12 protein-coding genes are annotated in these 12297 nt (G+C 68.6%); 11 read left to right on the plus strand and 1 reads right to left on the minus strand.

All coding sequences use genetic code 11. The features are described from left to right. The first annotated feature begins 116 nt into the window (after nt 1-116). From QE374_RS15500 to typA, 7 genes are all read left to right on the plus strand, one after another. On the plus strand, nt 117-1862 hold the full coding sequence (locus QE374_RS15500) for an ABC transporter substrate-binding protein (protein WP_309736337.1): 1746 nt from the start codon (nt 117-119) through the stop codon (nt 1860-1862). A 195-nt stretch (nt 1863-2057) separates the two neighbouring features. After that, the gene (locus QE374_RS15505) at nt 2058-3680 is read left to right on the plus strand and encodes an ABC transporter substrate-binding protein (protein ID WP_309736339.1); all 1623 of its coding nucleotides are present in this window, start codon (nt 2058-2060) and stop codon (nt 3678-3680) included. Between the two features lie 171 nt (nt 3681-3851). After that, complete coding sequence (locus QE374_RS15510) at nt 3852-4781, plus strand: ABC transporter permease (protein WP_307324540.1); 930 nt, start codon at nt 3852-3854, stop codon at nt 4779-4781. Continuing rightward, entirely contained in the window at nt 4771-5721 is a 951-nt protein-coding gene (locus QE374_RS15515; protein WP_234075102.1) for an ABC transporter permease, read from the plus strand. The genes QE374_RS15510 and QE374_RS15515 overlap by 11 nt, the downstream gene beginning before the upstream one ends. After that, entirely contained in the window at nt 5718-7388 is a 1671-nt protein-coding gene (locus QE374_RS15520; RefSeq protein WP_309736344.1) for an ABC transporter ATP-binding protein, read from the plus strand. Before QE374_RS15515 ends, QE374_RS15520 begins: the two co-directional genes overlap by 4 nt. A 101-nt stretch (nt 7389-7489) precedes the next feature. Beyond that, nucleotides 7490-7930, plus strand: a complete 441-nt coding sequence (locus QE374_RS15525) for a PH domain-containing protein (RefSeq protein ID WP_309736346.1) — start codon at nt 7490-7492, stop codon at nt 7928-7930. 76 nt (nt 7931-8006) lie between these two features. Then, nucleotides 8007-9920 (plus strand): translational GTPase TypA, encoded by a 1914-nt coding sequence (typA, locus tag QE374_RS15530; RefSeq protein ID WP_243227493.1) that lies wholly within the window; start codon nt 8007-8009, stop codon nt 9918-9920. 7 nt (nt 9921-9927) lie between these two features. On the opposite strand, the gene QE374_RS15535 is transcribed toward typA, so the two are convergent. Then, on the minus strand, nt 9928-10476 hold the full coding sequence (locus QE374_RS15535) for an XRE family transcriptional regulator (RefSeq protein ID WP_309736348.1): 549 nt from the start codon (nt 10474-10476) through the stop codon (nt 9928-9930). Nucleotides 10477-10540: 64 nt separating this feature from the next. Here QE374_RS15535 and QE374_RS15540 point away from each other — a divergent pair, with 64 nt between their 5' ends. From QE374_RS15540 to fdxA, 4 genes are read left to right on the plus strand one after another with little or no spacing between them, the layout of a single operon-like run. Beyond that, nucleotides 10541-11239: an AzlC family ABC transporter permease gene (locus QE374_RS15540; RefSeq protein WP_309736351.1), complete on the plus strand. Its 699-nt coding sequence runs from the start codon at nt 10541-10543 to the stop codon at nt 11237-11239. Continuing rightward, a complete protein-coding gene (locus tag QE374_RS15545) occupies nt 11236-11550 on the plus strand; it encodes an AzlD domain-containing protein (protein ID WP_309736354.1) in 315 nt (104 codons plus the stop codon). The genes QE374_RS15540 and QE374_RS15545 overlap by 4 nt, the downstream gene beginning before the upstream one ends. 34 nt (nt 11551-11584) lie before the next feature. Next, nucleotides 11585-11962, plus strand: a complete 378-nt coding sequence (locus tag QE374_RS15550; protein ID WP_309736355.1) for a DUF6113 family protein — start codon at nt 11585-11587, stop codon at nt 11960-11962. 9 nt (nt 11963-11971) lie between these two features. Beyond that, nucleotides 11972-12292, plus strand: a complete 321-nt coding sequence (gene fdxA / locus QE374_RS15555) for a ferredoxin (protein ID WP_137417408.1) — start codon at nt 11972-11974, stop codon at nt 12290-12292. Nucleotides 12293-12297 lie beyond the last annotated feature (5 nt).

Consider the following 12297-nt stretch of genomic DNA (forward strand, 5'->3'; position numbering starts at 1 on the left):
TAGCGGATGCGGGCCGAGCCCGCTTTCGAGAGCGCTCAGATTGCGCGCATAGGGTGTGTGCGGCTTACGCACACGACCGCGTGCGGCATCACGCCCGCCGCGCAGAAGGAGGACGGATGCGGCGTCGCGCGCTCGTGACCACCCTGGCTCTGATCGGCCTGCTGGCGGGCGTGGTGGTCGGTTGCTCGGCCGACGAGGACCGCGTCGTGCCTGGCTCGTCTCTGACCGTGGCCACGGCCGCGCCCGTGACCTCGCTCAACCCGCTCGTTCTGGGGCAGGACAGCGCCGCCGACCGTGATCTCGCGGCGCTGACGTCGGGCAGTTTCTGGCAGCGCGAGGCCGACGGAACCCGCTCGGCGAACGAACGGTTCGGCACCGTCCGCGTTCTCTCGCGCGACCCGTTCACCGTCCGCTACACGCTCGATGCCTCGGCGACCTGGTCCGACGGCGCAGCGGTCGACGCCGCCGACCTGCTGCTCACGTGGGTCGCGCGCACGACGCACCGCACGGATGCCGCCGGCGAGACGCACTGGGATGCGGGCGCCGGCGCAGGCCAGGCCCTCGACCTCGTCTCGCAGGTCCCCGAGATCGGCGACGACGGACGCAGCGTGACCCTGGTCTACGACACGCCGTACGCGGACTGGCAGCTCGCCTTCGACGCGCCGCCGGTGGCCGCTCACGTCCTGGTCGATCTCGCCTACCCGGGGCGCTACGCGGATGCCGCGGCGGCCAAGACAGCCTTCACGGATGCGGTCCGGGCCGGCGATCTGGACTGGCTCGCGCCCGTGTCGCGCGCCTTCCGCGAGGACTTCCGTCTCGACGGCGACCTCCCGGCCGCGGCGCGGGTCACGGCCGGCGCGTACGACATCGCGCGTATCGCCGACGAGGGCCGGTCGATCGATCTGACCGCCGCGGATCGTGCGAGCGCCGCGCGCGTCGAGCGGGTGCAGGTGCGGGCGATGCAGGACCCGGCCGAACGCGTCGCGGCCGTCGCCGGTGGTGGGGCGGATCTGGCCGCGGCGGCGGCGGACGAGGGTCTCGTCGACGCGGCGACCGCTGCTGGCCGCTCCCGCGTGTCAGCGGGGGACGCCTTCGACCATCTCGATCTGCAGACCGCGGGCGGGGGAGTGTTCGATCCGGCATCGTACGGCGGGGATGCGGATCGCGCGCACCGCGCCCGTGCCGCGTTCTTGTCGACGGTTCCGCGGCAGCAGATGCTGGACGACCTCGTGCGTCCGCTGCTCGCCGCCGAGCCCCTGAGGCAGGGCATGATCGAGGCCGGAGGGCAGGCGGTCGCCGCGTCGCCCTCGTCGACGCCCGACAGCGCGGCCCCGCCGGCGACGGATGCGGCCGGGCTGACCGTTCGCGTGCTGTACCCGGCGGGCGATGAGCGCCGAGCCGCGGAGTTCGCCCTCATGTCCGAGTCCGCGTCCCGTGCGGGCGTCACCCTCGTCGATGTCTCCTCGCCGGACTGGGGCGATGTGCTGCGCGGCCAGCCGGGTGCGTACGACGCCGCCCTGTTCGCCTGGAGTCCCGACCCCGCGGCGACCGTGGCGCAGGCGACGGTGTTCCACACCGCGGCGGTGCAGAACGTGTACGGCTGGAGTGACGAGGAGGTCGACGCGCTGGTCGTCGATGCGTCGTCCGCCCTGGACCGCACGCAGCGCGATCAGCTTCTGTCCCGGTTGGACGAGGCCGTCTCCGACAGGGCGTGGGCGCTGCCCCTGTTCGCCGTGCCGCAGCTCACGGTGTGGTCCGACGCGCTCGCGGGGCCTCCGGCCGAGGTGTCGGGCGATCGCATCCTCGCAACGTTCGCGTCGTGGCGCCCCTCGTCCGACCGAGCGGGACCGACCGGGGAATAGTTCCGGCCCCCGCGGCTGCGTGTCGTCGGCAGGCTTTAGCAATGTGCTCGGTTCGCGCGGGGGTTCGTTAAGGGTGTGTAACTATTCGCGCGGTCGTTTTGACCAAGCAGTGGGTCGTGCTTAGTGTTTCGGTATCCGCGGCACGATGCTCTCACAGCTCGTCGTGCCTGCATCATCCCTTTTCCAGGAGGAATAGTGAAGCGCAGCAAGATCGCTCTCGCGAGCGTGGCGCTGGCCGGTATCGGGGCTCTCGCCCTCGCCGGCTGCGCGAGTGGCGGCTCGGACGAGCCGACCCCTGCCGGTGGCGACGCCGGTGCCATCATCAAGGTCAACGGTTCGGAGCCGGAGAACCCGCTCTTCCCGGCCAACACGAACGAGACCGGCGGCGGCAAGATCGTCGACTCGATCTACGCGGGCCTGGCGTACTACGACGGCGAAGGCAACATCGTCAACGATGCGGCCGACTCGATCACCGTCGACGACGCCAACACCATCACGGTGAAGCTCAAGGAGGGCCAGAAGTTCAGCAACGACGAGGCCGTCACCGCCGACAGCTTCATCAAGGCCTGGAACTACGGCGCGCTGAAGTCGAACGCTCAGAAGAACGCTTCCTGGTTCTCCGACATCGAGGGCTACAGCGAGGAGACCGACTCCGAGCTCACCGGTCTGACGAAGGTCGACGACACGACCTTCACGATCAAGCTCTCCAACCCCGTCGCCGCCGACTTCGTGCAGCGTCTCGGTTACTCGGCCTACTACCCGCTTCCCGAGGTCGCCTTCGAGGACCCCGCCGCGTTCGGCGAGAACCCCATCGGCAACGGCCCCTACAAGCTGGCCGGCGAGGGCGCGTGGCAGCACGACGTCGAGATCAACCTCGTGAAGAACGACGCCTACACCGGTGGCCGCGAGGCCAAGAACGGTGGCCTGGACATCGTCTTCTACGCCAACCTGGACGGCGCCTACGCCGACCTCCAGTCGGGCAACCTCGACGTCCTCGACGCGATCCCCACCAGCGCACAGGCGACCTTCGAGTCCGACCTGGGCGAGCGCGCGGTCAACCAGCCCGCCGCCATCTTCCAGTCGTTCACGATCCCGGAGAGCCTCGCGCACTTCTCGGGCGAAGAGGGTCAGCTGCGTCGCGAGGCGCTCTCGCTCGCGATCGACCGCGACGCGATCACGAAGACCATCTTCAACGGCACGCGTACGCCGGCCAGCGACTTCTCGTCGCCGGTCATCGGCGGATGGTCCGACTCGCTCGAGGGCGCTGATGTCCTGAAGTACAACCAGGACAAGGCGAAGGAGCTGTGGGCCGAGGCCGACAAGATCTCGCCGTGGAGCGGCACGTTCCAGATCGCGTACAACTCCGACGGCGGCCACCAGGCCTGGGTCGACGCGACCACGAACTCGATCAAGAACACGCTCGGCATCGACGCGTCCGGCGCTCCGTTCGTCGACTTCGCTTCGCTGCGCACCGAGGTGACCAACCGCACGATCACCACGGCGTTCCGCACCGGTTGGCAGGCCGACTACCCCGGTCTGTACAACTTCCTCGCCCCGCTCTACGGCACGGGCGCATCCTCGAACGACGGCGACTACTCGAACCCCGAGTTCGACAAGCTCCTCGCCTCGGGCGCGGCTGCTGACAGTGTCGACGCGGCCACGGCCGACTACGAGAAGGCTCAGGAGATCCTGCTGAAGGACCTCCCCGCCATCCCGCTGTGGTACTCGAACGTCAACGGCGGGTACGCTGACACGGTTCAGAACGTCGTGTTCGGCTGGAACTCGGTTCCGCTGTACTACCAGATCACGAAGGGCTGATAGCTCTTCTGATCGCGACCGCGAGGCGGTGACGATCCCGTCACCGCCTCGCGGCCTGTCCAGAGACCTGCGTCCGCGTCACCCCGCGGGCGCCGGTCTCTCGTCGGGCGGGGGGTTCTTGCACCGATCGTGCGAGGATACTCCTCGGCCACTTTCTCGGAGGGAGAGAGGATGCTCGCTTACATCCTCAGACGCATCCTGCAGGTGATCCCGGTCTTCCTGGGATCCACACTGCTCATCTATTTCCTCGTCTTCGCGATGCCGGGAAACCCGATCCTGGCTCTGTTCGGCGACAAGACGCCGAGCCAGTCGGTCATCGACGCACTCGAGGCGCAGTACCACCTGAACGAACCGTTCATCGTGCAGTACTTCTACTACATCACCGGCATCTTCCAGGGAGACCTGGGCAACACGTTCTCGGGCCAATCGGTCAATGACGTCCTCGCCCGAACGCTGCCGGTGACCGGTCGGCTCGCGGTGATGGCCATCGCCATCGAGTTCTCGCTCGCCATCATCATCGGCACCATCTCGGCCCTGCGTAAGGGCAAGATCTTCGACAACGTCGCGCTTGTCATCTCGCTGCTGTTCGTCGCGATGCCGATCTTCGTCCTGGCCTTCCTCGCGCAGTACTTCCTCGCTCTTCAGTTCGGCTGGTTCAAGCCGACCGTCGGCGGGAACAACAACTGGGGCGACCTGTGGCTGCCGGCATTGGTGCTGGGATTCAGCCTCTACGCCACGAGCATGCGACTGATGCGCGGCTCGGTCATCGACACCCTCAACCAGGACTGGGTGCGCACCGCGTACAGCAAGGGCCTGCCGCGCCGACGCGTCATCCCCGTGCACGTGCTGCGCAACTCGCTCATCCCGGTCATCACCAACTCGGCCACCAACTTCGGTGTCCTGCTGGTGGGCGCCACCGTCACCGAGGCGATCTTCAACGTCCCCGGCGTCGGCAACACCCTCTTCCAGGCGACGCTGCGTCACGAGGGTCCGACGATCGTGTCGTTCGTCACCGTCTTCGTGATCATCTACGTTCTCGTCAACCTGGTGATCGACCTGCTCTACGGTCTGCTCGACCCGAGGATCCGCTATGTCAAGTAACTCCGAACTGCCGACGCATTACGTCGCCGAGGTCAAGGACGCGTCGCTGACGGTCGATGCCGTCCGTATTGCCGACGAGAAGCCCTCCAGCCTCTGGCGGGATGCGTGGCGCGACCTGCGCAAGCGCCCCACCTTCTGGATCTCGCTCGCCGTCGTCGCCTTCATCCTGTTGATGGCCGTGTGGCCGACGCTGTTCACCCAGACGCCGCCCAACGACAACTGCCAGCTGTCCAACAGCAACGGCGGCCCGGCCGCCGGCCACCCGCTGGGATTCACGTTCCAGGGGTGCGACATCTACGCGCGCATCGTGTGGGGATCCCGCACGTCGCTCTCGGTCGGTCTGCTCTCGACCCTCATCGGCTCCTCGATCGGTCTGATCATGGGCGCGCTGGCCGGCTTCTACGGCGGATGGCTCGACTCGCTGCTCTCGCGCATCGGTGACATCTTCTTCTCGATCCCCTACATCCTGGCCGCGGTCGTCGTGATGAGCGTTTTCGCGGACTTCCGCAACGTCTTCACCCTCGCGTTCGCGATCGGCGGGTTCGCGTGGGCCTCGACCGCCCGCGTCGTGCGCGCTGAGGTGCTGCGGGTGCGGCAGGCGGACTTCGTGACCGCATCCCGGGCACTCGGGCAGTCGCGTTTCCGCACGATGGTCTCGCACGTCGTGCCCAACGCGATCGCGCCGCTGCTGGTCATCTCGACCCTGAGCCTGGCGGCGGCGATCGTCGCAGAGGCGACGCTGGCGTTCCTGGGTGTCGGCCTCGGCCCCGACGTCATGTCGTGGGGTCGTGATATCTCCGAGGCGCAGCAGTCGTTGCGCATCGCTCCCATGGCGCTCATCTACCCGTCGATCGCGCTGACGCTCACCGTCCTCGCGTTCATCCTCCTGGGCGAGCTGATCCGCGACGCCCTCGACCCGAGAGCGAGGGCCCGCCGATGAGCGAGAGCGCCGCAACCCCGTTGCTCAGCATCCGCAACCTCCGCGTCGCCTTCGACACCCAGTCGGGCAGCCGAGAGGTGCTCCACGGTGTGAACCTCGACGTGTTCCCCGGTGAGACGGTCGCGATCGTGGGCGAGTCCGGCTCGGGCAAGTCCACCACCGCCTCGGCGGTCGTGAACCTGCTGCCGGGCACCGGCCACGTCACGCAGGGAAGCATCACGCTCGACGGACGCGAGCTGACCGGCCTCAGCCGCACGCAGATGGAACGCCTGCGCGGCCGGGAGATCGGCTACGTACCGCAGGACCCGATGTCGAACCTCAACCCGGTGTGGTCGATCGGCTTCCAGGTGAAGGAGGCGATCCGTGCGAACGGCATCGCCACCGGTCGCAAAGAGGTCACCCAGCGGGCGATCGAGGTGCTGCAGCAAGCCGGACTCGCGGATGCGGCCAAGCGACTGCACCAGTACCCGCACCAGTTCTCGGGCGGCATGCGTCAGCGTGCGCTGATCGGCATCGGCCTCGCTGCCGACCCGAAGCTGCTGATCGCGGACGAGCCGACCTCGGCGCTGGACGTCACGGTGCAGCGCGTCATCCTCGACCACATGGCCAAGCTCACGCGGGAGAAGGGCACCTCGGTGCTCCTGATCACGCACGACCTGGGACTCGCGGCCGAACGCGCCGAGAAGATCATCGTCATGCAGAACGGCGAGATCGTCGAGTCCGGCCCGAGCCGCGAGATCCTCCAGAACCCGCTGCACCCCTACACGCAGCGCCTCGTGGCGGCGGCTCCGTCGCTCGCGTCGCAGCGCATCCAGGCGCGCGCGGAGAGCCGGGGTATCGAGACGACCGACGACATCGAGGGTCTCGCTCCTGCGATCCGTGTGACGGATCTGACCAAGGAGTACAAGATCCGCCAGGGCGGCTTCCGCAGCGAAGCCTTCCGTGCCGTCGACGGGGTCTCGTTCGAGATTCCGCGCGGCAAGACGCTCGCCCTCGTGGGTGAGTCCGGATCGGGCAAGTCCACCGTCGCGAAGATGGTGCTGAAGCTCGAGGACCCGACGGCGGGATCCATCGAGATCGACGGCACCAACATCGCGAGCCTCTCCAACCGGCAGGCCTTCGCGCTGCGTCGTCGGATGCAGCCGGTGTTCCAGGATCCGTACGGCTCCCTCGACCCGCTGCGCAACATCGGTAACACGATCTCCGAGCCGATGGAGATCCACAAGGTCGGCGACGGCGCCTCGCGTCGCGAGCGCGTGCGTGAGCTGCTCGACCAGGTCTCGCTCCCGCAGGAGCTGGCGACGCGCTACCCGAACGAGCTCTCCGGCGGTCAGCGCCAGCGCGTGGCGATCGCCCGCGCGCTCGCGCTCAAGCCCGACATCGTCGTGCTCGATGAGGCGGTCTCCGCCCTCGACGTGCTGGTGCAGGACCAGATCCTGCAGCTGCTCGCCGAGCTGCAGTCCGAGCTCGAGCTGACCTACCTCTTCATCACCCACGACCTCGCCGTCGTGCGTGTGGCCGCTGACATGGTCGCGGTGATGGAGAAGGGGCGCATCGTGGAGCAGGGCACGGTCGACGAGATCTTCGCCAACCCGGCCGAGGAGTACACCCGCCGCCTGCTGGATGCCATCCCCGGCGCGACCATTCCCCTCGGAGGCGGCAACTGAACCGCACCGTCTACCGGTCGACGTCGGCGACCGTCGGGATCATCATCTCGGCGGTCGCCGCCGCCTTCCTGCTCGGCGACGCACTGATCCGCGCCGGAATCGTGAGCGCGCTCCTGCTCGCTCCGTGGATCCTGCTCGCGCTGTGGGGGATCTACGTCGGCGTCTTCGCGTCCAGCGTCACCAGCTCCGCCGACGGTCTGCGCGTGCAGAACTTCCTGCGCATCACCCGCATCCCCTTCTCCGCGATCGCCGACATCCGCATGCGCTACCAGCTCGTGATCGAGACGACCGAGGGACGCACGCTCACCTGCTACGGGGGACCGGTCTCGGCCCGCAGCGGCGCGCGCCGTTCTCCGAGCAGCGACCGCCCCGCGGCCGGCTCGCAAGATGCCGAGCGCATCATCGACGACTGGCAGTCGGCCCTCGAACCCACCGCAGTTCCCGCCCCCGTCCGGCGGATGTGGGATGTTCCGGCGCTCGGCGCGCTCATCGCCCTGGTCGTCTGGGCGGGGATCGCCGTGGCGGTCGTCGGGGTAGGCTGACCGGCTCACAGCCGCCTGCGGTAGACTGAGGCGCCCGGAGTCCCGGGTCACCCTCCCTCACTGCAAGGAAACCTGTATGGCGCGCGCCCTCCGCTCCGATCTGCGTAACGTCGCGATCGTCGCCCACGTCGACCACGGCAAGACGACTCTCGTCGATGCCATGCTCCGTCAGACGGGCTCGTTCGGTGAACACGCGCACGTCGAAGAGCGCGCGATGGACTCCAACGACCTGGAGCGTGAGAAGGGGATCACGATCCTCGCCAAGAACACGGCGATCACGTACAACGGCATCCACACCGACACCCCCATCACGATCAACGTGATCGACACCCCGGGTCACGCCGACTTCGGCGGCGAGGTCGAGCGTGGTCTGTCGATGGTCGACGGCGTCGTGCTGCTCGTCGACGCCTCCGAGGGGCCGCTTCCGCAGACCCGCTTCGTGCTGCGCAAGGCGCTCGAGGCGAAGCTGCCGGTCATCCTGCTCGTGAACAAGACCGACCGCCCCGACGCGCGCATCGCCGAGGTCGAGGAGGAGGCTCACGACCTCCTGCTGGGTCTGGCATCCGACCTGCAGGACGACGTGCCCGACCTCGACGTCGACGCGCTGCTGGACGTCCCCGTGGTCTACGCATCCGGCCGCGCCGGTGCCGCGTCGCGCACGCGCCCCGAGAACGGGTCGCTGCCCGACAACGAAGACCTCGAGCCGCTGTTCGAGGCGATCCTCGAGCACGTGCCGGCGCCGTCCTATGACGACGAGGCACCGCTGCAGGCATGGGTGACCAACCTCGACTCCAGCCCGTTCCTCGGTCGCCTGGCACTCCTGCGCGTCTTCAACGGCACCCTCAAGAAGGGCCAGACCGTCGCGTGGGTCCGCCACGACGGCTCGCACTCCAACGCGCGCGTGACGGAGCTGCTCAAGACGAAGGCGCTCGAGCGCTTCCCGGCCGAGTCCGCCGGCCCCGGTGACATCGTCGCCATCGCCGGATTCGAGGACATCACGATCGGTGAGACGATCGCCGACCCCGAGGATGTCCGCCCGCTGCCCGCCATCACCGTCGACGACCCGGCGATCTCCATGACGATCGGCACGAACACCTCGCCGCTCATGGGCAAGGTCAAGGGGCACAAGCTCACGGCGCGCATGGTCAAGGACCGCCTCGACCGCGAGCTCATCGGAAACGTCTCGCTCAAGGTCGTCGACATCGGCCGCCCCGACGCCTGGGAGGTCCAGGGCCGCGGTGAGCTGGCGCTGGCGATCCTCGTCGAGAACATGCGCCGCGAGGGCTTCGAGCTCACCGTCGGCAAGCCGCAGGTCGTCACCAAGCGCGGCGAGGACGGCAAGCTCAAGGAGCCGTTCGAGCACCTGACGATCGACGCCCCCGAGGAGCACCTCGGAGCGATCACGCAGCTCATGGCCGCGCGCAAGGGCCGCATGGACAACATGACGAACCACGGCACGGGCTGGGTGCGCATGGAGTTCGTCGTCCCCTCTCGCGGTCTCATCGGTTTCCGCAGCGAGTTCCTCACCATCACGCGGGGCACGGGTATCGCGAACGCGATCTCCCATGGCTACGACGACTGGGCCGGCTCCATCACGACGCGTCAGAACGGCTCGATCGTCGCCGACCGTCAGGGTGTCGTCACCCCCTTCGCCATGATCGCGCTGCAGGAGCGGATGAGCTTCTTCGTGCAGCCGACCGAGGAGGTCTACGAGGGCATGGTCATCGGCGAGAACTCGCGCGCCGACGACATGGACGTCAACATCACCAAGGAGAAGAAGCTGACGAACATGCGTTCGTCGACCTCCGACTCCTTCGAGTCGATGACGCCGCCGCGTGTGCTGACGCTCGAGGAGTCCCTCGAGTTCGCCCGCGACGACGAATGCGTCGAGGTCACCCCCGAGAAGGTGCGCATCCGCAAGGTCGTGCTCGACGCGACCGAGCGCGGCCGCGCCGCATCCCGTCTGAAGCGCCAGGACGCCAACGCCTGAGTCGAACTCAGCGGACCTCGGAGACGAGGACCGCGCTGGTATCGCGGGTGAGCGCCTCGAAGAGGTGAGGCGCGTCCCCGCGATACCGGAGGTAGTCGCCCGCAGCGAGCTCGACGGGGGAGTCCGCCGGTCCCACGGCGGCGCGTCCCGTGATCAGCACGACGTGCTCGACGGTTCCGGAGGTATGCGGCAGCGAGCGTCGGGGCTCGCCCGGCTCCGCCCGCAGCAGGTAGAGATCGCTGCGAGAGTGCGGCGAGCCCGCCGCGAGCAGCAGGGCGCTGTAGGGGGAGTCGGCCGCGCGGACGCCCTCGTCCGAGCCCGCGCGGATGAGGCGCATCCCGTCGTCGGGCTCTTCGACGAACACGGCGAACGGCACGCCCAGAGCGGTCGCGATCGCCCAGAGCGTCTCCACGCTGGGGTTGCCGGTACCCGACTCGAGTTGTGAGATCGTCGCCTTCCCCACACCGGCCCGGCGCGCCAGCTCGGAGATGCTCACTCCCGCGCGTTCCCGCTCGCGGCGCAGCGACCGGGCGATGCGTGGGCCTATGGTCTCCATTCGTTCAGTATGGCGCACGAGCGTTCGGTTTGACGAACGTCCGACCGGAAGACATCATGTGGTGATGGATGCGGACAGTCTGCCCGACCCCGGCCGCCGCGCGGTGCGGCAGGGCCTCGCGGTCGCTCTGGCGACGAGCGCGTACGGCATCTCCTTCGGCGCCCTCTCGGTCGCTGCGGGCCTCGATGTCTGGCAGACCTGCGTGCTGAGCCTGCTCATGTTCACCGGCGGGTCGCAGTTCGCCTTCGTCGGCGTCATCGCCGCCGGCGGGATCGCCGCCGCGCCCGCAGCGATCGCGTCCGCGGCGCTTCTCGGGGTGCGCAACGTCGCGTACGGCATGCGGCTTTCGCCGCAGTTCGACGGGATGTGGCGCAAGATGGCCGCCGCCGGATTCACGATCGACGAGTCGACCGCCGTCTCGCTCGCGCAGACGGACACGCGTGCGCGAGCTCTCGGGTTCTGGGTCACCGGCGTCGGCATCTACGTCGGCTGGAACATCTCCACGCTGGCGGGTGCGTTGCTGGGCGACGTCCTGGGCGACCCGCGTGCGTACGGACTGGATGCGGCCGCCGCAGCCGCTTTCCTCGCGCTGCTGTGGCCGCGGCTGGCGGGCAGGCAGGCGATCGCCGTCGGCATCGCTGCAGCCGTGGTCGCGACCGTGCTCACGCCCGCGCTCATGCCGGGCGTTCCCGTCCTGATCGCCGCGCTCGTGGCGGTCGTCGTCGGGTGGGCCGATCGCCCAGGCACGAAGGCGGCATCGTGACCCTGTGGAACGCGGTCCTTCTCGCCGCGGTGATCTGCCTCGCTCTCAAAGCCGTGGGATACGCCATCCCGACGCGCTTCGTCGAGGCGCCGCGGCCGGCGCGCATCGCCGATCTGCTGACCGTGGCGCTGCTGGGTGCGCTGGTGGCCGTGCAGGCGCTGGGAGCGGGGCAGGCGATCGTGGTCGACGCGCGCCTGCCTGCTCTCCTGGTCGCTGCGGGGCTCCTTGCCCTGCGCGCCCCCTTTCTCGTCGTGGTCGTCGCGGCGGCCGCGGTCGCGGCACTGCTGCGTCTGGCGGGCTGGGCGGCCTGAGCCGACTCCCACCCGTGGCGACTAGGATCCCGGGGTGGGCTCGCTTACCTCTCGAATCGCCGCCTGGGCGATCGCTCTCGTCGTGGGGGTCGTCTACGGCGCCGCCGGTTCCTTCGCGCATGCGGCGTTCATCGGACCGGTGCCGATCGGACTTCTGCTCGGGGTGACCGGTGCGGGTGCGTTGCTGATCGCCGTGCGCCTGCTGACGGGGGACAGATGGACGACCCTCGCGGCGGCGCTGGGCGTCATGGTCATCACGTACGTGTTCGCACAGCCGTCGACGGGCGGGTCGGTGTTGTTCACGGTGGAGCACGAGACGCTCGCGCTGGTCTGGATGGGTGCCGTCCCGCTGATCGCCGCCGTCGTGGTGGCGTGGCCGCGCGCGCCCCGACGGGCTGCCGAGGCGAACTAGACTGAAGTCGTGACGTATGTGATCGCCCTTCCGTGCGTCGATGTCAAGGATCGTGCCTGCATCGACGAATGCCCCGTCGACTGCATCTATGAGGGCGATCGTTCGCTCTACATCCACCCCGATGAGTGCGTGGACTGCGGGGCATGCGAGCCTGCCTGCCCCGTCGAAGCGATCTACTACGAAGACGATCTGCCCGAAGAGTGGCAGGACTACTACAAGGCCAACGTCGAGTTCTTCGACGACATCGGCTCGCCCGGCGGCGCCGCCAAGGTCGGCGTGATCCACAAGGACCACCCCGTCATCGCCGAGTTGCCGCCGCAGGGCGAGTGAACGCC

Origin of the sequence: Microbacterium sp. SORGH_AS_0428, assembly GCF_031453615.1 — a bacterium.
In the GTDB taxonomy this organism is placed as follows: Bacteria; Actinomycetota; Actinomycetes; order Actinomycetales; family Microbacteriaceae; genus Microbacterium.